A 23,329-nucleotide genomic window follows, 5' to 3' on the forward strand; every position below is an offset into this window, starting at 1 on the left:
GATATGATAAAAGATACGCCAGCATTGGTGTCTGTTGTGATTGTGACCAGAGATCGGCTGGTGCTGCTGCAACGTGCTGTGCAGAGCATACTCAGTCAGGTGTATACGCAACTAGAAATTATTATTGTAGATAATACGTCTGTGAATTCACCTGACTTTCAAGCAGTGGACACTGGTGGTATTCCGATTCAAGTGATCCGTACGCCTTCATTCCTAACGGCGTCTGCCTCAAGAAATTTTGGCGTATCACAAGCGCGTGGTGAGTGGATTTGTTTTTTGGATGATGATGATTATTATCTGCCCAATAAAATTCAAGCGCTGGTAGATGCGTTCAATGCTGATGCCTCTGTAGAGATGGCGTATGGCAATACCCAAATGCTGGGGCCTGACCAAATAGACTTAGGGGTTTGCAATGGTCCACCCGAGATTTTACAGTTGATGTATTACCGCTATATTCACCTCAACGCAGTCATGATCAAGAGAAGTGTATTGCAGCGCATTGCTTTTGATGAAACCATGACGACTTATGAAGATGCGGATTTGATGTTCCGCATCGTAAAAGACTGCCGTTGTGTGCATGTGGATCAAGTGCTTGCGGTATGGAATCGTGACAACCGACCGGATCAGTTGACCACCAAAAATTGGGCACGCGCGGAGAAGAATTGGTTAATGCTTTGTCAGAAATTTTCAACGAGCATACAAGCGCATCAAAAAACAGCGCAGATGTATTATAAAAAAATGAGTGTATTGTCTTTTTATAACTGGCATCCGCTACAGGGTATTTACTATGGTCTGTGCTATGCTTTTTTTGGTTGGTTAAAGCCGTCCAGCAGTAAGATCAATATTCAGTAATTATGCTGTTGCAGTATCAAACTGCGTCAGCAAATAAATCAGGCAATATCGGAGCAGGGCGCTCGCTATCCGCGCGGGCTTCCAAAAAGTCTAGCGTGTATGGGCAACGCATTGGCTTTTTAAGCACTTTTTTCTTCTTAGCGGTTTGCATGTCTATAAAAGGTGTTTGGCTGATTCTGATATAGCCGGCACTGCTTAATTTATCCGCGGTCGTTTCAAACAGACTTAATGGGTTATCAATGTTTTGAAGGGTGATGCCATGTTTTCCCACTTTAAGTACGTGGTACATGACAAAACGTTGTGCTGTTTGTTTGCCGTAGATTTCGCCAGTGAAGATTTGCATAGCGATTCCTCAAGTATTTTCAGCATAATAATTTCTTTGTAATTGATTTACAACAGATTTTTATACTTTTAATCGCCTTGCTTGCGCTTGGATGATTTTAAGCGCGATTAGATCGTTTATTTAGCTTAATTCTTCTGGAAAACTAACACACACCCAATCATCTCCTTGTTCTATAGGGTCGTCGAATTTAACGATTTCGCGCTTGTGATTGAAGTGAATCTCATAAAAAGTACGCGGCAGAAATTCAATCTTGGGCATGATTAAGCTGGCAGGCTTGTGCAGTAATGAGTGATACGGAATGAATATTGCAAAAAACTCTACATTTAAGCTGTTGCTAGAAGTAGTTTGCTCGTGCGTATCCGTCTCTTTTTTGATCTCAAATTTTTTCAGTGAGGCAAGGTTGGGGTTTTCAGTTAACAGCTCAATACCAATTTTTAATTTACCACCGCTCATTTGCTTGCTGTTTCTAATTACACCAATGGCTGGTTTGGCATGTGCACGCGTGGTGAGAATAGCCACTAACTTGTTTGGCTTGACAGCTGGGCTGGTCTCTTGTGAGACAAACGTACCTAAGCCTAGCGTGCTTTCGTTCAGAATGTTCCATTTCTCTTTGCCCACCATCAGTGTATTGGTAGTGCCTTGGCTGACTACCCGCGTTTGTACTGGCCGCTTTGTCAAACTGCCGTCCGCTAAGTTTTTAACTGGTACATGGCTTAAATCAAGTTGTTGCAGTAAATCGCACACCGCAGAAACGCCTACAGAGACAGAAGCGGTTCTAATAATGTCGTGACGTAACTCTCTTCTGCGTTGACGCTGGTAGCCTGTTCTAGACCATTCTTTTTTAAGATAGGTCAGTGTTTCTTCTAATAAATAGGTATGTTTGAGAGAGGTACCTTTAAAGGCAACCGTTTGGTGCGTGTGTATTTGATGCAATGCGTGTTGTATTGACGCTTCAAAACCATCTAGCTCCCAAAATAAACTATACGTACTTGGGATGAGTTTGCGGATACGCCTTGCTGGGTGGTCTTTGGTGAGTTCTACAAAAAAAGTATCGCGCGCATTCCATTCCGAGTGAAGATTGATGTCATGCATTGATAAATTCAGCAACTCAGCAGCCGTTTCAATTTGCGATTTGAGTAAGCCGCTAAAGTTTAGATTACCTAGCATCCACAATTGCAATAGCAAACTATCGATAGTGGTGTGCTGGAGGTCGGCATAAGGCTTGATCATGGCCTTGTTAAGCTGATGTTCCGCAGCATATTGATATAAGGTATTGCTTTGGGACCAGAGGTTTGCCGGTGGGCCAGCGCGCTCAAAATAGCGCCATTTCAACATGTTAATCGATGTCATGATGGCTCTGGACAGCATGACTAGCTTAATCGGCTGCTGTGGTTGTTGCTCCCGTGGTTTGTTGAAGCTGATGTCAATCAGTTTGGTATAGGACAAAAACACCATCCTATAATAAGCATAGTTAATGTCTACAATATGATGTGTGATTTCTGGCTTGAGGTTGTCCAGCTTGATAAACGCAATCAATTGCTGTTGCAGTGTTGAGCGATTCGCATCTTCTATGAGTAGCAAGAGATGAATTTTCTCAGAGACTGACAATGCGCTGTCATTTAAAATGGAAGTAATGTGCTTAATAGATAGCTTGATGCCGCTGATGGCATCAAGATGTGCCAAATCCGGCAGCCAACTCAGCCTTGTATTTAGGCCATGAACGCCTTCTTTTTTAATCAGCGATGTGAGTAGGTTTTTCATACAAAACGTCAGATAAGTTTCTGATTTTAAATTCATTCACTATTTAAACTTAATATAATTCTGTTTAATCGCAGAAGCAAGCTAAATTCAAGTGCTTAGCCCAATTGAGTCATTGTGCAAGCAACATTCAGCACTTATCGCGACACTGGCGCATGGGATGGGTGCATACATGTTAAAATGAGCGCTCATTGTTGAGAGTAATTATGCAAGTTCGTACACGATTCGCCCCCAGTCCTACAGGTTTTTTACATATTGGCGGTGCCAGAACCGCTTTGTTTTCATGGGCTTATGCCAAACGTTTTCAGGGTCAGTTTGTCCTGCGTATTGAAGATACCGATGTTGCGCGCTCTACGCCAGAAGCTGTGCAAGCCATTTTGGACGGCATGCATTGGCTAGGTCTTGATTATGACGAAGGCCCGTTCTACCAAATGCAGCGCATGGACCAATACAAAGTGGTCATTCAAAATATGCTGGCAGCTGGTACCGCTTATCTCTGCTATTGCAGCAAAGAGGAACTGGATGCGTTGCGTGAGCAGCAAATGCAACAAGGTCAAAAGCCACGTTACGATGGTCGTTGGCGTCCAGAAGCAGGCAAAGTATTGCCAGCACCACCTCAGGATGTGCCTCCCGTCGTACGTTTCAAAAATCCAACCGCAGGCGTAGTCGCTTGGGATGATTTAGTCAAAGGGCGCATCGAAATCTCTAATACAGAACTAGATGACGTGATTATTGCGCGTGCTGATGGTACGCCCACCTATAATTTCTGTGTGGTGGTAGATGACTGGGAAATGAACATCACGCACGTGATACGCGGCGATGACCATGTGAATAATACGCCTAGGCAAATTAATATGCTCAATGCACTGGGTGCAAAAGTGCCAGAGTACGCGCACCTTTCCATGATTTTGGGCGATGACGGACAAAAGCTCTCGAAACGTCATGGCGCAGTGAGTGTGATGCAATACGACGAAGAAGGCTACTTGCCGGAAGCGGTACTTAATTATTTGGCACGGTTAGGCTGGTCGCATGGCGATGACGAAGTATTTGATATGCAGCAATTCTGTACTTGGTTTGACCTTGATCACATTACACCGTCAGCCGCACAGTTCAATACGGAAAAGTTAAACTGGTTGAATGCGCATTACATCAAGACTTGTGATATTGGTGAGCTTGCACAGGATATTGCTAAACGCTTGGCGCAAGCGGGCGTGTCTGATGCACCGCCAGCCCAATTGGCATCAGCACTACAGTTGTACCGCGAGCGTGCTAATAACTTAAATCAACTGGCGCAAGATATCCATTTCTTCTTTACGTTGCCACAAGCGAGTGCAGCGGATGTTGAGAAACATATTACGCCAGAGACCTTGCCAATTGTGGCTGACTTTGCCCAAAAACTACAAACTATTGATTGGACGGCAGAAGCAATTCATGCGGTGATGAATGAAGTTGTCACTACACATCAGGTGAAATTTCCGAAGTTAGCCATGCCATTGCGTGTCATGCTGATTGGCATTGCACAGTCGCCAAGCATTGATCAGGTGATGATGATTTTAGGGCGCGAAGCATCAATTGCAAGAATTAATGCCTATTTATCATAAAAAATCCCTGTTTTCACAAACTAAACTGGAACAAAATAGTACAATCGTAGTCATTAAATTTAATAGCATGGGTGAAGTTGGCTGTTGCACGCTACTCCAACATTATTAAAACTAAAAAGGAGCATAATAATGAACAATAAAGGACAGATGTTACAAGACCCTTTCTTAAATGCATTGAGAAAAGAGCATGTACAAGTGTCTATTTATCTTGTCAACGGCATTAAGTTACAAGGGCAAGTAGATTCTTTCGATCAATACGTTATCCTGTTGAAAAATACCGTCACGCAAATGGTGTACAAGCACGCTATTTCTACCATCGTGCCTGCACGTGCAGTGAACATGAGTATTCCGGAACAATCCGAAGAATAATGCTGCATGTTTGAAAGACCTTCTGGCGGAGATGCCGTAGTACTAGTTAGTGTGGATTTTGGCGACGCAGATTACGCAGAGAGTTTGCAAGAGTTGCGGCATCTTGTGACCACTGCCGGTATGCAAATACGGGCGACGGTTGAAGGAAAGCGGCAATCGCCGGATGCCAAATACTTTATCGGTTCAGGTAAGGCAGAAGAACTCAAACTCATGCTGGAATCGAGTGAATCCAAGGTTGCTGCATTCAATCATGATTTAAGTCCCTCACAACAACGCAATCTTGAGCGCTTTCTACAAGCGCGTGTGGTCGACCGAACCGGCTTGATTTTGGATATTTTTGCGCAGCGCGCACAAACCCATGAAGGTAAATTACAAGTCGAGCTCGCGCAACTAGAACACCTATCTACACGCTTAGTCCGTGGCTGGACGCACTTAGAGCGCCAAAAAGGCGGTATCGGGGTGCGCGGTGGTCCTGGTGAAACCCAGCTGGAATTAGACCGCCGTATGCTACGTGTGCGTGTTAAACAGCTACGTGAAAAGCTGGAGAAGTTGAAACAACAACGCGGCATGCAACGCAGAGCCCGTAAACGCTCCAACTTAATGACCGTCTCTATTGTGGGTTATACCAATGCGGGTAAATCCACTTTGTTTAACCGATTAACGCGTTCTGGTGTATACGCAGCCGACCAATTGTTCGCGACATTGGATACGACCTCGCGCAAAATGCATTTGGCAGATGCCAACCCTGTTGTGCTTTCAGACACAGTAGGGTTTATCAAACACTTACCCACCACTTTAATTGAAGCGTTCGGCGCCACATTGGAAGAAGCGGCGCAAGCAGATTTGCTATTGCATGTGGTGGATGTCGCTAGCACGAATCGCGATGCTCAGATTGAACAAGTAAATTTTGTGCTGAACGAAATCGGCGCTTCGCAAGTGCATCAAATCTTGGTGCTGAACCAAATTGATCGACTAGGAATGCCTGCTGGGATAGAGCGTGACGAGTATGGTAAGATTTCCAAGGTAAGAATTTCAGCCATTGATGGCACTGGCCTTGATGATTTGAGGTTGGCACTCACAGAGTATCAACAATTATTGAAACAATTGAGCACAGAAGAAAGTGCTTACGCATAATCAATTCGGAGTAATGCATGATTAAGTTTCCAGGATTTGGACAACGCAACAATGAAGGGCCGCCTGATTTAGACGAGGTTTTTCGTGATTTAAGTAAAAAAATTAACGGTTTATTTGGTGGTTCAAATAATCAAGGGTCCACGCCTAGTAGAAATACAGAGTTTCCTGTTCTGCCGATTATTGGCTTAATTGCACTGGTGTGGCTGGCTACTGGCTTTTACATTGTGGACCAAGGCTCGCGAGGTGTAGTGCTACGCTTTGGGCAACATGTGGAAACTACATTGCCTGGTCCAAGATGGCATATGCCATTTCCTATTGAAAGTGTAGAGAATGTCAATCTTGAGCAAGTGCGTACCATTGAGGTGGGTTATCGCTCTGCCGAAGGGGGCAACACACGTAGCCGTGAGTCACGTGAGTCATTGATGTTAACGGATGATGAAAATATCATTGATTTGCAATTTGCCGTGCAATACAACTTAAAAGATGTAGAAAACTTTCAATTTAAAAACCGCGCAACAGAAGACAGCGTAAGAGGCGTGGCAGAAACTGCGATTCGCGAGATTGTGGGTAAAAGCCGTATGGATTTTGCGCTGTACGAAGGGCGTGAAGAAATTGCAGTGCGTGCTAAAAAGCTGATGCAAGAAGTGCTGGATCGCTACGATTCTGGCATTAATGTAGTGAACGTTACCATGCAAAATGCCCAGCCACCAGAACAAGTGCAAGCTGCATTTGATGATGCGGTGAAAGCCAAACAGGATTTGGAGCGCCAAAAAAATGAAGGTCAGGCCTATGCCAATGACGTGATTCCTAAAGCACGTGGTACTGCATCCAGACTGGCAGAAGAAGCGGCTGGTTATAAATTGCGTGTGGAGAACGAGGCCAAAGGTAATGCCAATCGTTTTGAGCAGGTGCTTACCCAGTACAACAAGGCCCCAGAGGTTACACGTCAACGTTTGTACATCGATGCGCAAGAGCAAATTTTGAGCAACACCAGCAAAGTGCTGATCGACCAAAAAGGTGGCAACAGTCTATTGTATTTGCCTTTGGATAAGCTGATGGAGCGCTCAGGTACTAGCAGCCAATCCTCCACATCTTCGGCTAAATCAGCCACAACAGAGCCAGTGCAAGTAGAGTTAGATACCGATCGTTCACGGGATGCTTTTAGAAGCCGTGACCGTGATGAACGATAGAACGAAAGCGGACATAATATGAAAAATTTTGGTGCAGGATTAATTGGCGCGTTTGTGGTGATGGTCATCTTGACGTTGTCCGCGTATACCGTGGATGAGCGCGAGTATGCAATCGTCTTCAGGTTGGGTGAAATCGTTTCGGTGAAGAAGTCTCCGGGCTTATATTTCAAAATGCCACTGGTGGAGAATGTACGTTACTTTGATAAACGTATTTTGACTTTGAACTGGGATGAGCCGGATCGCTTTATTACCAGCGAGAAGAAAAACGTGTTGGTAGACTCGTTTGTCAAGTGGAAGATTGTCGATCCAGCAAAGTTTTATGTGTCTGTCAAAGGCGATGAGGCACAAGCAGAGCGCCGTCTGTCACAAACAGTCAATGATGGTTTACGTGCTGAATTTGGTAAGCGCACCATTCACGATGTGGTTTCTGGTGAGCGTTCTGAAATCATGGAAATTTTGCGTCAACGCGCAGACAAAGATAGCCGTCAAATGGGCATTCAAATTTTAGACGTGCGCTTGCGTCGTGTGGATCTGCCTAAAGAAGTGAGCGAGTCTGTGTACCAACGCATGGATGCAGAGCGTAAATCTGTCGCCAATGAACTGCGTTCTCAAGGTGCGGCAGCTGCTGAGAAAATTCGTGCAGATGCGGACAAGCAACGAGAGGTGATTATTGCAGAAGCTTTCCGTGAAGCGCAAAAAGTGAAAGGTGAGGGCGATGCCAAAGCGGCAGAGGTTTATGCCGATGCCTTTGGTAAAAACCCAGAATTTTATGCGTTCTATCGCAGTACAGAAGCGTATAAAAACAGCTTTAAAAGTAAGTCTGACGTGATTGTATTAGACCAAAGCTCAGACTTTTTTAAATATATGCGTAGCTCAGGCGCTAAAAAATAGCGTGCTAGCTTGAAAGACTCTTTGCTGACAGCGTTAGGCTTGGTGCTTATCATAGAAGGCTTATTGCCACTATTGATGCCTCAAGCTTGGCGCGACACTTTTCAGCGGTTGATTGTGCTTAAAGATGGTCAGTTGCGATTTATTGGCCTGATTTCTGTCCTAGGTGGTTTTTTACTGACGATGTTCAGTCGCTAGCGTAAGCCGTTTTAGGCTGTTTGCGGTTATAATAACGCCATGCGAAATTGGTTACTCCCCGAATTTATTGAAGATGTGTTGCCTGCAGAGGCCGCGCGTATTGAGTCATTGCGTCGTCAGCTTTTGGATCTGTTCCAAGTGCATGGCTATCAGTATGTGATTCCACCTATGTTGGAATACATGGAATCACTGATTACCGGTACCGGGTATGATTTGGACTTGGCGACATTTAAAGTGGTGGATCAATTGACGGGTCGTTTGATGGGCGTGCGTGCAGACACCACACCACAAGCAGCGCGGATTGATGCGCACATGCTGAATCATCAAGGCGTGTCACGTCTTTGCTATGCTGGCACTGTATTACGCACCAAGCCCGATGGCCTGGCACGTACGCGTGAGCCACTACAGCTGGGCGCTGAGTTGTTTGGCCACGCTGGTATCGAGAGCGATGTAGAGATCCAGCGCTTAATGATTAAGGCATTGCAATTGTTGGGTCTCGAAGAACTACATATTGACTTTAGTCATGTGGGTATTTTTGAAAGTTTGGTCAAACACGCAGGTGTTGATGCTAGCTTAGAACAAAGCCTGTTTGCAGCATTGCAAAGTAAAGATAAAGCGACTGTGACCCAGTTGGTTCAGGCGTTAGATGCGCCCATACAACGTGCATTTATTCGCCTTACCGAGCTTAATGGTGGCGTGGACATGCTGATACAAGCGGCAGCCGAGTTGCCTGCATTTGTGGAAATCATCCGTGCATTAAATGATTTGCGCGCGATAGCAGACTTATTGGCGGATTTGGATGTACAGGTTGGATTTGATCTGAGCGAGTTGCGTGGTTATCACTATCATTCAGGCATTGTGTTTGCCGCTTATGCACATGGCTATGCAGGTCCCATTGCCTTAGGCGGACGTTACGATGAAGTAGGTATTGCATTTGGGCGTGCACGTCCAGCCACCGGGTTCAGTCTCGATTTGCGTGGTGCGGTACTCGCGCTCGCGCCAGCAGTTGCTACCAAAGGCATACTGGCACCATCAGGCAATGATGCAGCATTACTAACAGCAATAGAATCATTGCGTGCCTCTGGGCAGATGGTGGTACAAGCCTTACCTAATACGCCTGCGCAATTGGATGAACTTAATTGCGATCGTACGCTGGAATTGCAGCAAGGCCAGTGGCGCGTAGCCACTGTCTCTCATTAACTCATTTTATTTATCTACGTAGAGATATATCTACACTATTGAAATTATGGCAAATCAATCAAGTAAACATCAGGCAAAAAATGTAGTCGTCATTGGCACGCAATGGGGTGACGAAGGCAAAGGTAAAATCGTTGATTGGTTAACCGACCATGCACAAGGTGTTGTCAGGTTCCAAGGCGGACACAACGCAGGCCACACCTTAGTGGTTGGGCAGGGTGCGGAACAACGTATATATAAACTTAACTTAGTGCCGTCAGGCATTGTGCGCGCAGGTGTCAATTGCTATATCGGTAATGGCGTGGTGTTGGATGCTGGGCATTTACTGAGTGAAATTGAAACTTTGGAGAAAGGCGGTTTGGAAGTCAAAAGCCGTTTAAAACTCAGTCCGGGCTGTCCATTAATTTTGAGCCACCACGTGGCGGTAGATATTGCACGTGAAGCCAAACGCAGTGCTGATAAAAAAATTGGCACGACAGGAAAAGGCATAGGCCCAACCTATGAAGATAAAGTCGCACGCCGCGCATTACGCGTCTATGACTTATTCTACCCAGAGCGCTTTGCCGAAAAATTACGCGAGGTGATGGATTATCACAACTTTGTACTGACGCAATATTTAGGCGCACCTGCAGTTGATTTCAATCAGCAATATGAGGCCAGTATGCAGCAAGCGCAAGCATTAAAGCCTATGGTGGCCGATATTTCCGCTGAACTCTACGCAGCTAACACGCGTGGCGAGAATTTATTATTTGAAGGTGCACAAGGTACCTTGTTGGACATTGACCATGGTACTTACCCATATGTCACCTCTAGTAACTGTATTGCCGGACAAGCTTCAGCAGGGACAGGTGTAGGTGCCAGTATGCTGCATTATGTGTTGGGCATTACCAAAGCTTATACCACGCGTGTCGGCGGTGGGCCATTCCCAAGCGAGTTGGATATTGAAACAGAGGGTGTCCCTGGTTATCAAATGTCAAACAAAGGCCAGGAAATTGGTACCGTGACTAAACGTAAACGCCGCTGCGGTTGGTTTGATGCTGCAGCGTTGAGACGTTCTGCCCGTATCAATGGCTTGACCGGTTTATGCATTACCAAGCTGGACGTGCTGGATGGCATTGATAGCCTCAATATTTGTACTGGATACAAGCTGGACGGCAAAGTGGTGGATATGCTACCTGTGGGCGCCGATGATGTGGCACGCTGCGAGCCAATTTATGAAACAGTGGCGGGCTGGCACGACAATACCTTTGGCGTAAAAACTTGGGAAGGCTTGCCTAAAAACGCACAAATCTACTTAAAACGCTTGGAAGCTTTATGTGGTGTGCCTATTGCGATTGTATCGACAGGCCCTGAGCGCGATGAAACCATTGTGCTAGAACATCCTTTCCATATTGGATAATCAGATGCAGCAACGACTTGCATGGGCGATTACAGGTTCTGGCCATTACTTGCGTGAATCACTCGCCATTTTGCAAACACTGGAATCGGTCGATATTTTTTTGAGTAAGGCTGCGGCCGAAATCATCAAGCAGTACGGCTTTCAAGATTTAATTGATGCGACTGGCCACCGTGTCTATCAGGATAAAACTGCCAGCAGTATTCCTGTTGAGCTATTTTATGAAGGCAAATACCATAGCTTGGTGATTGCGCCTGCAACCTCTAATACCATTGCCAAGATGGCGTATGGGTTTTCGGATAGCTTGGTGACCAATCTATTTGCGCAAGCAGGAAAAACGCGTGTGCATAGCATTGTCTTTGCTTGTGATACGGCACCAGAGCTCGAGTCGGAAGCTCCCCGTGACAATGTGGTTAAAGTTTACCCACGCCAGATTGATCTCGATAACGTGATCAAATTAAAAGCCTTTACCCACACCGAAGTAGCTGAAGATATGCAACAGTTGCAACAGTACATCATGCACCGCCTAGCTGCTGTGCATCAAATGGATGCTGAGTAAGTGACATGACTGAAAAACTGTTATTTTTAACAGGAAAATTAGCCGAAAAAAGCCTGCATAAAGTATTGCGTCAAATACAAGCCGATATTGAAGTGCAGGCCAATCTTAAAACCCCACAATTCAAATACCGTGTTGAACAAATAGGTGTATCAGTAGCGGCCTTGATGACGCCTGAAATGATTGCGCGACGGCTCAAAGATGTGGGTGACGCCAATAAAGTGATTTTGCCCGGACTATGCCAAGGCGACCTAGGTCCACTTGAAGAAAAGTTGGGTGTGCCGGTGGAACGCGGTCCTGCGGATTTGAAAGATTTACCCCAATATTTCGGTCAACAGGGCATCGCGCCTGATTTATCACAACACAGCGTGCAGATTTTTGCAGAAATTGTAGATGCGCCAGATTTGTCAGTTGACGCCATTATTGCCAAAGCGGAGCGTTTTAAGCAACAAGGTGCCGATGTGATTGACTTGGGCTGTTTGCCCGGCAAGCCATTCGTGCATTTGGCAGATGCAGTGAAAGCACTCAAGTCTGCTGGTCATTTGGTTAGCGTGGATTCCATGAGCATTTCGGATTTACGCATCGCTGGGCATGCCGGTGCGGATTTCTTGTTGAGCTTGACGGAAAAGTCGATTGATTTAATCGACGAAGTGGCTGCTACGCCTATTTTAATACCGGCAAAACCTGGCAATATGGCTTCGTTGTATCGTGCCATTGAGCACTGTCTGCGTAAGAACAAACCATTTATAGCCGATGCCATTTTGGATCCTATTCATTTTGGTCTTACCGATTCTATTGTGCGCTATCACAAGCTACGTAAAAAATACCCAGAGATTCCCATAATGATGGGTGTGGGCAATTTAACTGAACTGACCGATGCAGACACGACAGGCATCAACGCATTGTTATTTGGCATGATTAGTGAGCTGAATATCAATGCAGTATTGGCAACCTCTGTCAGTGCGCATGCGGTGAATGCGATCGCAGAGGCTGATGTTGCCAGGCGGGTCATGTATCGCGCTAAACAAGACAATCGTTTGCCCAGAGGTTACAGTAACGGCTTGCTGGGCTTGCATGACCGAAAACCGTTTAGCTATGATGAAGCTGAGATTCAAGAAATCGCAGCACAAATCAAAGACCCTAGTTTTCGTATTATGGTGAGTGAGCAGGGCATCTACGTCTACAATCGCGACGGCCTGCAATTGGATCAAGACCCTTTTCAATTTTACCCACACTTGGGCGTTGAGAATGATGCCTCGCATGCCTTTTATTTGGGGGTAGAGCTGGCGCGGGCACAAATCGCATGGCAGCTTAAAAAGCGCTTTGTACAAGATGAAGAACTCAATTTTGGCGTGGCATCGCAAGTGCAAAATAAGCAACCCAAAAAAGCCCATCGCGAGGCTTCAATTAAAGAAAAAAAGCATCAGCCTAAACCATGATTTACGAAACCATTATTTCGACTGTAGACCTTGCTGGAAATGTGCATATCACGCCATTTGGCGTTCAAAAAAAAGATAGCCTGATAGTCATCTCACCATTTAAACCCTCTACGACTTTAGAAAACATTTTGGCAACAGAATGTGCGGTGATGAATCTGACCGATGATGTACGTGTATTTGCTGGCGCCATAGTCAAAACACAAACGCACGCTATATTGCCCGCAACTGTGGTCAAAGGGTTTCGGTTGGCGGACACTTTATCGCATGATGAGTTACGTCTTGAAAAAGTGGTAGATGACCCTGTGCGTCCACAGTTGTGGATGCGCAGCGTGCATCAAGAAACACATCAGCCATTTGCCGGTTTTAATCGTGCACAGGCTGCTGTGATTGAGTTGGCAGTGCTTGCCAGCCGACTTAGCCGGTTACCGCAAGACAAAGTGTTGATCGAACGGGCGTATCTGCAGATTGCTATTGATAAAACGGCGGGTGAACGTGAGTTGCAAGCATGGCAATGGTTGGTGGAAAAAATTGACGGATATTATGCGGAACAATCTGGATTTACCCAGGCTTAGTAGGGCTCAAGCATGATTCGCTTATTGATTAGTGTGAAAAATGCAGATGAAGCCTTAGACGCCATGCACGCGGGCGCTGACTTCATTGACCTAAAAGACCCGGCATTAGGTGCTCTGGGTAGCTTGGATGATGATGTGAGTTTGCAGGCGGTACGTGCAGTGAATCGGCAGACGTTGGTAAGTGCCACCGTGGGGGATACGCATGATGATTTAGATACGCTATTAAATCTGATTCACCGTAAATGGGATTTGGGCGTTGATATTGTCAAATTACCGATCGCTTCGTTGCAAAAACAAGCGGACTATCTCGGTGCACTCGCCAGTTTGATTCGCTCGAAAAAAATGAAATTAATTGCCGTAATGTTTGCCGAGCAACCCATAGATTTGACTTGGATTCCCATGTTGGCTGAAATTGGATTTTATGGCGTGATGCTAGATACGGCAGATAAACAACACCATTTATTGACGGCGGTTGATACTGATACCATTCATGCGTTTGTAAAATACTGTGAATTACACCATCTGCAAGCAGGGCTGGCAGGCGCATTAAGGGTAGAATACTTGAATGAATTGACACCGCTTTATCCCAGTTATATCGGTTTTAGGTCTGGGGTATGTCGCGACAATGTGAGACAAAACAATTTATTACCGCATTTAGTTAAAGAAATCAAAGATAAGTTGTATAAACACAACAACTTTTGTAATAAAATGCAGTCTTAAAACCGACTGCGTTGATATGTCAATGTTGAATGAGTATAGTTAGGTGTGGGATTTACACTGTACGTCGAGAAGTTACTAACAAAGGAGTTAACAAGATGAAAAAAAGTTTAATGAGTTTTGCTGTCGCAGCAGCACTAGGTGTAACAACCTTTACCGCAACAGCAGAAGATATGTACCGTGGCGCTTGGTACGCAGTGCCAGGTATCAGCTATATGCACACTGACAGTGATTTAGAAGCCGACAATGGCGCAGGTGGTTTTCTTAGCATTGGTAAAGAATTAAGCCAAAGCTGGGATTTACAAGGTCGTTTAGGCTATAACCGTGCTGACGAAGACACAGGTATTGCCGGTGCAGGAGGTAAATACAAACAAACTACCCTTGGTTTAGATGCACTCTATATGTTTAGTCGTGACAAATTCCGTCCATTCTTATTGGCAGGGATTGGTGCAGCGCGCAACAATGTAGATTACAGTGGTCTTGGCTTAACAGATAAAACAAAAACTTCATGGCTAGCTGGTTTAGGTCTTGGTGCACAATACTTATTCAGCGATTCATTTGGTATCCAAGCTGACTTGCGTCACCAATGGAGCAAAGCAGAAGCTAAAAACGCAGCACGTACTGTAGATGCCGATGAAACGATTGGTAATACATTGTTCAATGTGGGTGGTATTTTCCGTTTCGGCGCACCAGCACCTGTTGTTGCTGAAGCTGCACCAGAGCCAGCACCGATTGCAGCAGAACCAGAACCAGCGCCAGCACCGGCTGCTGAGCCAGCACCTGCACCAGTAGCGTGTAAACCACAAACAGAAACAATTACTGTAGGCGCTGAAAAATTATTTGGTTTTGATAAAGCTAAACTAAAAGATGAAGGTAAAGCAGCATTGGATGAAGCCGCAGCTAAAATCAAAGCAAATCCAGAAATCAAAGCAGTGATTGTAACGGGTCATACAGATCGTATTGGTTCTGATGCATATAACCAAAAACTGTCTGAGCGCCGTGCTAAACAAGTGGCAGATTACTTAGTTGCACAAGGTGTGGACTCATCTCTCATCACAGCAACTGGTAAAGGTGAATCTGAGCCTGTTGTACAGTGCGAAGGTAATAAAGCAACGAAAAAATTGATTTCTTGCTTACAACCTAACCGCCGTGTTGAGATTCGTGCAGAAGGTACAAAAGAAGTAGGTTGCAACTAATAAAGCAGTCATTACGCTTTAATGCTTCAAAAAAAGCCTCGCCTAGCGAGGTTTTTTTATTGCCTAAATCACTTTTCTAAACGACCTGTATCTACCTGCCAGCCTTATGACCAGTTATAATCCAACCATGATTAAATCTGTTGATCTGGTGATTGTTGCCCGTTGGGTATTACCAGTTATTCCAAAAAATACGGTACTTGAGCATCAGGCAGTCGTGGTTCATCAAGGGGTGGTTATTGAAATCTGCCCGGCATCTATTGTTTCTGAACGATTTGTTGCAAATGAGACAGTGCATCTGGACGAGCATGTGTTAATGCCGGGCCTGATTAATTTGCATACGCACGCTGCCATGAGTTTGATGCGCGGGTTGGCGGATGATGTGCCGCTGATGCCTTGGCTGGAAAAACATATTTGGCCTGTCGAGCAAAGGTTTGTTTCCCCACCGTTTGTTTATGATGGTACCTTGCTTGCCTGTGCAGAAATGTTAAGCGGTGGCATAACGACGTTTAACGATATGTATTTTTTCCCTGAGGCGAGCATACAAGCTGCCACACAAATTGGCATGCGCGCGCATATTGGTTTGGTGGTCCTTGAATTTGCGACCAACTATGCCAATGATGCCGGTATGTATCTCGAAAAAGGTACGGCAGTACGCGATGCGTACAAGACGCAACCGCGTATCACGTTTAGCTTTGCACCACATGCACCTTATACGGTTAGTGACGCAACCTTATCTACCATCGGTACATTAGCGGAACAATTGGACTTGGGTATTCATACCCATATGCATGAAACCATGCATGAGGTACAAACCAGCAAGGCAAACCATGGCTTAAGCCCGCTCACACGCTTTGCTAATTTAGGCTTATTAGGCACGCGTTTGACGCTTGCGCATTGTGTGCATGTGAACGATGCCGATATGCAACTGATGGCTGATTATGGGTGTCATATTGCACATTGCCCAACCTCTAATTTGAAGTTGGCGAGTGGGATTGCGCCGATGGCGAAATGTGATGCATTGGGTATCAATATTGGTATTGGTACGGACGGGGCAGCCAGTAATAATCGATTAGATATGTTTGCTGAAATGCGTATGGCTGCCTTATTGGCAAAAGGGCAAAGTGGCGATGCTACTGCGATTTCTGCACATCAAGCCTTGGAAATGGCTACCATCAATGGGGCAAAAGCTTTGGGTTTGGAGTCTCAGCTAGGATCAGTCACGGTAGGCAAACAGGCGGATTTAATTGCAGTGAATATGGCAGAGATGGTGTCTCAGCCTTGCTACGACCCCATTTCTCACTTGGTGTATGTTGCAAGCCGTGAGAACGTAACGCATACGTGGGTCGATGGTCAGCTCAGATACAATAAGCCAGAATCTAGCACGGGTGTTTTTAGCCAAGGCGTGTTTAGTGAGGTGGAGCCGCACACACTATTGCACATTGCGCAGCAGTGGCATCATAAATTAAGCGGTGCTTTCTCCCACCGCCAAGCATGACAAGTATGAATGGGATGAATAAAGATGAGTAATGTTGATAGCGCCGAGCTAGATAAATTTAGCGTGTTAGCCCATAAGTGGTGGGATAAAAACAGCGAGTTCAAACCGTTACATGAAATCAATCCATTGCGTTTGCAATACATTGATGCGCGTAGCCAGTTACGTGGCAAGCGTGTGCTGGATGTTGGGTGTGGTGGGGGTATTTTGTCTGAATCCATGGCTCAAGCTGGCGCAATTGTGACTGGCATTGATTTGGGTGAGAAAGCGCTCAATGTGGCTAAACTACATAGCTTAGAGTCAGGTGTTGCTGTGGATTACCAACGTATTGCAGTAGAAGCATTTGCGGCGGCACAGCCTGCCTCGTTTGATGTGGTGACCTGCATGGAAATGCTAGAGCATGTACCAGACCCCGCCAGTGTTGTGCGTGCTTGTGCGCAGTTGGTGAAGCCGGGTGGACAGGTATTTTTTTCTACTATTCATCGCAACCCTAAGGCCTATTTGCTGGCCGTGATAGGTGCGGAGTATATTCTCAATATGTTGCCACGTGGCACGCATGATTATGCCAAATTTATCAAGCCTTCTGAGCTGGCATCATGGATGCGTGATGCGGAGCTCACATTACAAGACCAAGTTGGGCTGCATTATCAACCGTTTACACAACAGTACTCACTTAACAGCGATGTCAGTGTGAATTACATGGTGCATGCACAAAAGGCAGAAGCGTGAGTTCTATACAAGCCATTTTTTTCGATCTGGATGGCACGCTGGTAGATACTGCGCCAGATTTGGGCTACGCACTGAATTTGCAATTGACGCGTCACGGCAGGCCAACATTAACCGATGATGAGATTCGTCCATTTGCGTCACATGGCTCGCGTGGTTTATTGGGATTGGGGTTTGGTGTGACGCCAGAAGATCCTAATTTTATTGTATTGCGTGATGAGTATTTGCATTTGTATGACCAAGTGTTTACTCGGCAACCCAAGTTGTTTGCGGGCATGCAAACCGTGCTGACTGCGTTAGATGAAAGCCAAATTCCATGGGGCATTGTGACCAATAAGCCTAAACGCTTTACGCAGCCACTGGTGGCAAGCATGGGCTTGCATGTGCAAGCTGCTTGCGTGGTGAGTGGTGACGATGCGCCACAGCCTAAGCCATCCCCGGCCACTTTGTTGATGGCATGTGAACAGATTGCTGTGGACCCTGCAAATTGTATATATGTGGGCGATGCAGAGCGTGATATACAAGCAGGAAAAGCCGCAGGCATGCAGACAGTCGTTGCGTTATTTGGCTATTTGGATGCCGGTGATAGGCCTGAAGCTTGGGGGGCTGATGTCATGATTCATCAGCCTGAAGAATTGTTGGATTTTATTTGAGCTAGAAATTTAAGCTATAAAATCAGCTGGAAATCCGTTGGGCCAATCATTATATTCAGAGTAAAGAGTCTCATTAAGCAACGACTTTTCGCTCAATTAGCGCGGTGGAGAGCGTGCCACTATCTACATACTCTATTTCGCCGCCCATAGGTAAACCCCGTGCGATGCGGCTTACGGCAATACCGCGGGCTTTCACCATTTCGCTGATATAGTGAGCGGTAGCTTCACCTTCGCTGGTGTAATTGGTAGCCAGAATCACCTCTTGGATGACGCCGTCTTGCACGCGCTTAATGAGTTTGTCTAAGTGAATTTCTTTCGGGCCAATGCCATCAATTGGCGACAAGCGACCCATCAGCACAAAGTACATCCCCGCGTAAGATTGTGTTTGTTCCAGCATCATTAAATCCGTAGGCATTTCCACCACGCATAACATACTAGGCTCGCGCTGCTCAGCGTTACACAATGCACAAACGGCTTGTTCACTAAAGTTATTACATAGTTGGCAATGGCCAATCGTATCTAGTGCGTGCTGCATGGAGTATGCAAGCTGTCCTGCACCTTTTCGATCACGCTGCATCAGGTGGTAAGCCATGCGTAATGCAGATTTTGGCCCTACGCCTGGCAGGCAACGCAGGGCTTCGATCAATTGCTCAAGGGCGGGTGGATTTTTCACAAGGTAATGTGGGTTAAATTAGAAAGGCATTTTAAAGCCGGCTGGCATGACTGCACTCATGCGCGCGCTGGAGGTGGCTTCCACTTTTGCTTTTGCATCTTTTAACGCCAGCAGTACTAAGTCTTCTAATGTTTCTTTGTCGTCCATCACTGCATCATCAATCACCACACGCTTGACATCATGGCTACAGGTCATGGTGATTTTAACCATGCCGTTGCTTGCAGAGCCTTCCACTTCAGTTGTGGCTAGTTCTGCCTGCGCCTTTTGCATGTTTGCTTGCATTTGCTGGGCTTGCTTCATCATGTTGCCCATGCCGCCTTTCATCATTTGAATGCTCCTTTATTAAATGAATTATTGAACAGGTTTAATTGAGTTAGGAATAATCGTGGCGCCAAAATCGCTCATCAAGGATTGCACAAAATGATCCTGCAAAATAGCGGTTTCGGCATTCGATTGAATCGTCGCTTTTTCAATCGCTATTTGCTTGGCAGGGGTATTGGCCTCGCTGCCGATTTCAAACTGTAATTTGATTTTACGCCCAAAGTGTTGATGTATCGCATCGCTTAGTTTGTCTTGATAGTTTGGACTCGCTAAATGCTTGTGCGTTTCAGCCACTTTAAGCGTAATGCTGTGCTCGTCATAAGTGACCATTTCGCAGTTTTGTGCCAATGCACGTGCCAAGCCTAGTTTGAGCCGCTGTTCTACTAGCGTACGCCAATCTCCGTTAAAGCTGCGCTCGTTTGACTCTTGTTGTGCATCGGCCAACGTAGGTTCTGGTGCTATTGGCCTGCTAATAACGGGTTGAGGCAATGTTAATTCCGTTGTGCTAGATGCTAATTGCGGTGCGGCAGGGGCTACTTCTGGCACGGCTTTACGCTGATCGCCTAAGTTGGCGGAGACATTAGTAGTGTTGGTAACGGCTTTGCGTTCTGGCTCGCCAGAATCTGATAGTTTTTCTTGTGGCGTAAAGGCCAACATACGCAGCAGGGTCATGGTGAAGCCTGCATACTCATCGGGCGCTAACCCGATATCACGGCGCCCCAGAATGCTGATTTGGTAGTAAAGCTGCAGGGTTTCAGCAGAAATGGTCTCGGCTAACTGCAAGAGTGCAGCACGCTCTGGCAAATCATTGGCAATGGTTTCCGGACAGGTTTTAGCAATGGCAATTTGATGCAGTATGCCCGATAGATCGCCCAGTGCCGCTTCAAATGAGATGCTACGGGTGTCCATGACTTTTGCTTTGGCAATCAGCGCAGCGCTGTCATTCGCAAGCAGTGCCTGCAAAATCTCATATAGATAACTTTGGTCAATTGCGCCCAGCATGCTGCGTACTTCTGCTTCATTCACGGTTTGGTTGCCATAAGCAATGGCTTGGTCTGTGAGCGAGAGCGCATCACGCATGCTGCCGGCAGCGGCACGCGCAATTAAATGAATAGCGCTGGCTTCAAACCCAATCTGCTCTTGTTGCAAAATTTGCGTGAGATGTTCTGTAATCGTGGTGCTTGCCATTTGACGCAAGTTAAACTGCAGGCAGCGTGAGAGTACCGTTACCGGCACTTTTTGTGGGTCAGTCGTGGCCAAAATAAACTTCACATGTGCCGGCGGTTCTTCCAGGGTCTTCAGCATGGCATTAAATGCGCTCTTAGAAAGCATGTGCACTTCATCGATGATATAGACTTTAAAGCGGCCTGCTGTGGGTGCGTATTGTGCATTTTCAAGCAGCTCGCGCATCGCGTCTACTTGTGTGTTGCTGGCAGCATCTACCTCAATCAAATCAATAAAGCGGCCTTTATCAATCTCTGTACAGGCATTGCATACGCCACATGGCGTAGCGGTAATGCCTTGCTCACAGTTAAGGGATTTGGCCAAAATACGCGCGATGGTTGTTTTGCCTACACCGCGTGTGCCGGTAAACAAATATGCATGATGCAAGCGTTGTTGCTCTAGCGCATTGGTAAGCGCGCGCACGACATGCTCTTGCCCGACTAAGGTATTAAATGATTTGGGACGCCACTTACGTGCGAGTACTTGATAAGACATCTAGTGGCCTTTGCGTCAATACGTTAAATGATACATGGGTACGTAACATGCCAACACTTGATGACTAGATGATGTGTCCGGCATGTAAAAGTGCTAAACGTTTGGCATGCATGTGAACGATCCAATCAAACAACGTTATCTTCCATACAAGTGGAGGAGGCGAGCCAAACCCCCGGCACTTGCTCAATAGTTGTGGCTGCTTGCTTCCGCATCTGACCAGGTTGGCTACTTTACAATGCGGGGAGGCCCGCCAAACAGTATTTTACAATACTTTCCTCCGTTCAACTTCACTTCGCGTGGCAATTTTTCTCTCACTGGTCTTATCACTCACAGATGAGGCCAGCCAATCTTGTTAATAAACTGCGCTAATTTTAGCAATTAGAGGGCTTAAGTGTGCTTTTTCAAGCATTCAAAATCATGCATATCGCGCCAAAATGCTATGACGACAATTGTCCATTTAGGAAATCTCAGAATTATTATGGCAACGCCTCAACCCAAAAAAATTGTATCGGCACCCGATATCGCACGCGAGACCATTAAGCAAATGGCAATGCGCCGCGTTGAGCCTACGCCCAATAATTACGAGCTTATTTACAATGAGATTGCGGGTGTTCCGCAAAAAGAAACCTTAAACAGTGCGATTAAAAAAGCATTGAAGCAATTACCAAATCAGAGCACAGAGCAAGCCAATTGGATCAACCGCTGGGAAAAGCTATTGAAGCAGGATAACTGGTCCGGGCTAGCCGATGTGTTAAATGAGGGCATGGACAGCAGTGTGACCCAATCCAAACAATGGCCCGATGCGATTCGTCTTTTACTCAAAGGTTGGGATGCGCGCCGTAGCAGTACCGATATTGCGCGTAAAAGAGAAACGCTGGAACGCGTGCTGATTAATTACGGTAGCGACTCTCAGCTGTCTACCAAAATTCAAAATCTAGCGACCAGCTGGGGTGCGAATGAGCCAGTTGGCGAGAATGCGATGCCAGCATTGACCGAGCCAGATGAGGCTAATCAAGCTGACACGACATTACTGCAAAAAATCGACAATAAATTGAGCGCTGTCATCGGCGTAGGCAATGATGAAACTAAACAGTTTCATGAGACTTTCCAGATTTTACAAGACATGTTGAAGCAGTCATTGAACCACGGATTGATTCCACGTTTAGATGGCTACCCGGAATTGCGTGAAGAAGCCTATGAACTAGCGGTGTTGACTGAAAAGGCCCGCAAATTAAAAGACTGGCAGTTTATGGCCAAGCAATTTAGAGCACTGCTGGTGAGAGTGGAACTGATTGGTGCAAACGAAGAAGGCATTAAACAAGATTTATTAAGATTGCTCAAATTGCTACTCAGCAATATCAGTGAACTGGTGGCCGAGGATCAATGGCTAAGAGGGCAAGTCGCTACTGTGCAAACCATTATCTCTGGTCCGCTAGATCGCGTGCAGATTCAATCGGCAGAGAAAAGCTTAAAAGAAGTCATCTATAAACAAGGCATGATTAAACATAGTTTAATCGAAGCAAAAAACTCCTTCAAAACGATGATCTCTACTTTTGTGGACCGCTTGAAACATATGGCGGACACTAGTGGTAGCTATCATGAAAAAATCGAAGTCTACGCTGATAAGCTCTCTGAGACTGATGATATTTTGAGAATCAATGAGTTGTTAGAAGGCCTGATGCGCGATACGCATACCATGCAGGCAGACATCATGCGTTCACGTGAGGCATTGCTACATCAACGTGAAGAAGCAGAGAGCTCACAAGAGAAAATCAAAAAACTGCAAGAAGAACTGACACAGCTGAGTGAAGCCGTGCGCATGGATCAACTTACCGGTGTATTAAACAGACGTGGTTTAGATGACGCACTGACCACTGAAATTTCAAGGTTTGGTCGCGGTGGTGGCCCATTAACATTGGCGCTGCTGGATATTGATAACTTTAAACACCTCAATGATACCTACGGGCATCACGTGGGAGATGTTGCGTTGAAACATCTGGCCAATGTCGTCAAAAAAACCATTCGCCCAACCGACATTGTGACCCGGCTTGGTGGTGAGGAGTTCGTCATTCTGTTGCCAGATACCAACATTGACGAGGCTGTCATTACCATGACACGTTTGCAACGCACGCTGACCAAAGAATACTTTTTAGGCAATAACGAGCGCTTGCTGATTACGTTTAGCGCAGGGATTGCCTTGTTTAAAGTAGAAGAAGATCAAACAGGTCTGATTCACCGTGCCGATCAAGCCATGTATTTAGCCAAGAAATCTGGCAAAAACAAGGTGATGACTGAGCTGGATTTAGCCAAAGCGCAATAGGAACACGCCGGATGTATAC

Annotated in this window: 23 protein-coding genes and 1 other RNA gene; 18 read left to right on the top strand and 6 right to left on the bottom strand. The window is 45.9% G+C overall.

The features are described 5' to 3' along the window. Positions 1-3 precede the first annotated feature (3 nt). Positions 4-852 carry a glycosyltransferase gene (locus tag A3Q3_RS0100880; protein ID WP_020181674.1) on the top strand — a complete coding sequence of 283 codons (849 nt, stop codon included), beginning with the start codon at positions 4-6 and terminating at the stop codon, positions 850-852. A gap of 16 nt (positions 853-868) precedes the next feature. Here the strand turns inward: A3Q3_RS0100880 and A3Q3_RS0100885 are convergent, their stop codons facing one another. Further along, on the bottom strand, positions 869-1,195 hold the full coding sequence (locus A3Q3_RS0100885) for a hypothetical protein (RefSeq protein WP_020181675.1): 327 nt from the start codon (positions 1,193-1,195) through the stop codon (positions 869-871). A gap of 120 nt (positions 1,196-1,315) precedes the next feature. Continuing rightward, a complete protein-coding gene (locus A3Q3_RS0100890) occupies positions 1,316-2,956 on the bottom strand; it encodes a hypothetical protein (protein WP_020181676.1) in 1,641 nt (546 codons plus the stop codon). A 203-nt stretch (positions 2,957-3,159) separates the two neighbouring features. Here A3Q3_RS0100890 and gltX point away from each other — a divergent pair, with 203 nt between their 5' ends. The 16 genes from gltX (at position 3,160) to A3Q3_RS0100970 (ending at position 18,277) form a co-directional block, all read left to right on the top strand. Further along, a complete protein-coding gene (gene gltX / locus A3Q3_RS0100895) occupies positions 3,160-4,554 on the top strand; it encodes a glutamate--tRNA ligase (protein WP_020181677.1) in 1,395 nt (464 codons plus the stop codon). Positions 4,555-4,683: 129 nt separating this feature from the next. Next, on the top strand, positions 4,684-4,923 hold the full coding sequence (hfq, locus tag A3Q3_RS0100900) for an RNA chaperone Hfq (RefSeq protein WP_020181678.1): 240 nt from the start codon (positions 4,684-4,686) through the stop codon (positions 4,921-4,923). Between the two features lie 6 nt (positions 4,924-4,929). Next, the gene (hflX, locus tag A3Q3_RS0100905) at positions 4,930-6,057 is read left to right on the top strand and encodes a GTPase HflX (RefSeq protein ID WP_020181679.1); all 1,128 of its coding nucleotides are present in this window, start codon (positions 4,930-4,932) and stop codon (positions 6,055-6,057) included. Between the two features lie 17 nt (positions 6,058-6,074). Beyond that, positions 6,075-7,247: an FtsH protease activity modulator HflK gene (hflK, locus tag A3Q3_RS0100910; protein ID WP_020181680.1), complete on the top strand. Its 1,173-nt coding sequence runs from the start codon at positions 6,075-6,077 to the stop codon at positions 7,245-7,247. 18 nt (positions 7,248-7,265) lie between these two features. Further along, positions 7,266-8,138, top strand: a complete 873-nt coding sequence (gene hflC / locus A3Q3_RS0100915; protein ID WP_020181681.1) for a protease modulator HflC — start codon at positions 7,266-7,268, stop codon at positions 8,136-8,138. 9 nt (positions 8,139-8,147) lie between these two features. Beyond that, complete coding sequence (locus A3Q3_RS0100920) at positions 8,148-8,333, top strand: DUF2065 domain-containing protein (protein ID WP_020181682.1); 186 nt, start codon at positions 8,148-8,150, stop codon at positions 8,331-8,333. Positions 8,334-8,372: 39 nt separating this feature from the next. Continuing rightward, positions 8,373-9,533: an ATP phosphoribosyltransferase regulatory subunit gene (locus tag A3Q3_RS0100925; protein WP_020181683.1), complete on the top strand. Its 1,161-nt coding sequence runs from the start codon at positions 8,373-8,375 to the stop codon at positions 9,531-9,533. Positions 9,534-9,579: 46 nt separating this feature from the next. Then, complete coding sequence (locus tag A3Q3_RS0100930) at positions 9,580-10,929, top strand: adenylosuccinate synthase (RefSeq protein WP_020181684.1); 1,350 nt, start codon at positions 9,580-9,582, stop codon at positions 10,927-10,929. 4 nt (positions 10,930-10,933) lie between these two features. Then, positions 10,934-11,485 (top strand): flavoprotein, encoded by a 552-nt coding sequence (locus A3Q3_RS0100935; RefSeq protein ID WP_020181685.1) that lies wholly within the window; start codon positions 10,934-10,936, stop codon positions 11,483-11,485. Positions 11,486-11,490: 5 nt separating this feature from the next. Then, entirely contained in the window at positions 11,491-12,921 is a 1,431-nt protein-coding gene (locus A3Q3_RS0100940) for a DUF6513 domain-containing protein (protein ID WP_020181686.1), read from the top strand. Continuing rightward, positions 12,918-13,493 (top strand): DUF447 domain-containing protein, encoded by a 576-nt coding sequence (locus A3Q3_RS0100945; RefSeq protein ID WP_020181687.1) that lies wholly within the window; start codon positions 12,918-12,920, stop codon positions 13,491-13,493. The genes A3Q3_RS0100940 and A3Q3_RS0100945 overlap by 4 nt, the downstream gene beginning before the upstream one ends. A gap of 12 nt (positions 13,494-13,505) precedes the next feature. Next, on the top strand, positions 13,506-14,213 hold the full coding sequence (locus A3Q3_RS13435; RefSeq protein ID WP_020181688.1) for a (5-formylfuran-3-yl)methyl phosphate synthase: 708 nt from the start codon (positions 13,506-13,508) through the stop codon (positions 14,211-14,213). 95 nt (positions 14,214-14,308) lie between these two features. Further along, positions 14,309-15,406, top strand: a complete 1,098-nt coding sequence (locus A3Q3_RS0100955; protein ID WP_020181689.1) for an OmpA family protein — start codon at positions 14,309-14,311, stop codon at positions 15,404-15,406. A 127-nt stretch (positions 15,407-15,533) separates the two neighbouring features. Beyond that, complete coding sequence (locus tag A3Q3_RS0100960; RefSeq protein WP_026361663.1) at positions 15,534-16,901, top strand: TRZ/ATZ family hydrolase; 1,368 nt, start codon at positions 15,534-15,536, stop codon at positions 16,899-16,901. Positions 16,902-16,925: 24 nt separating this feature from the next. Then, entirely contained in the window at positions 16,926-17,627 is a 702-nt protein-coding gene (gene ubiG, locus A3Q3_RS0100965) for a bifunctional 2-polyprenyl-6-hydroxyphenol methylase/3-demethylubiquinol 3-O-methyltransferase UbiG (RefSeq protein ID WP_020181691.1), read from the top strand. Further along, entirely contained in the window at positions 17,624-18,277 is a 654-nt protein-coding gene (locus tag A3Q3_RS0100970) for an HAD-IA family hydrolase (protein WP_020181692.1), read from the top strand. The genes ubiG and A3Q3_RS0100970 overlap by 4 nt, the downstream gene beginning before the upstream one ends. A gap of 73 nt (positions 18,278-18,350) precedes the next feature. On the opposite strand, the gene recR is transcribed toward A3Q3_RS0100970, so the two are convergent. From recR to ffs, 4 genes are all read right to left on the bottom strand, one after another. Continuing rightward, on the bottom strand, positions 18,351-18,950 hold the full coding sequence (recR, locus tag A3Q3_RS0100975) for a recombination mediator RecR (RefSeq protein WP_020181693.1): 600 nt from the start codon (positions 18,948-18,950) through the stop codon (positions 18,351-18,353). A gap of 18 nt (positions 18,951-18,968) precedes the next feature. After that, positions 18,969-19,277, bottom strand: a complete 309-nt coding sequence (locus A3Q3_RS0100980; RefSeq protein WP_020181694.1) for a YbaB/EbfC family nucleoid-associated protein — start codon at positions 19,275-19,277, stop codon at positions 18,969-18,971. A 24-nt stretch (positions 19,278-19,301) separates the two neighbouring features. Continuing rightward, positions 19,302-20,990 carry a DNA polymerase III subunit gamma/tau gene (dnaX, locus tag A3Q3_RS0100985; protein WP_020181695.1) on the bottom strand — a complete coding sequence of 563 codons (1,689 nt, stop codon included), beginning with the start codon at positions 20,988-20,990 and terminating at the stop codon, positions 19,302-19,304. Between the two features lie 155 nt (positions 20,991-21,145). After that, an RNA gene (gene ffs, locus A3Q3_RS14245) (signal recognition particle sRNA small type) lies at positions 21,146-21,242 on the bottom strand. A 226-nt stretch (positions 21,243-21,468) separates the two neighbouring features. Here ffs and A3Q3_RS0100990 point away from each other — a divergent pair. Further along, positions 21,469-23,310 (top strand): GGDEF domain-containing protein, encoded by a 1,842-nt coding sequence (locus A3Q3_RS0100990; RefSeq protein ID WP_020181696.1) that lies wholly within the window; start codon positions 21,469-21,471, stop codon positions 23,308-23,310. Positions 23,311-23,329: the final 19 nt, after the last annotated feature.

The organism is Methylotenera sp. 1P/1, from assembly GCF_000384355.1.
Lineage (GTDB): Bacteria > Pseudomonadota > Gammaproteobacteria > Burkholderiales > Methylophilaceae > Methylophilus.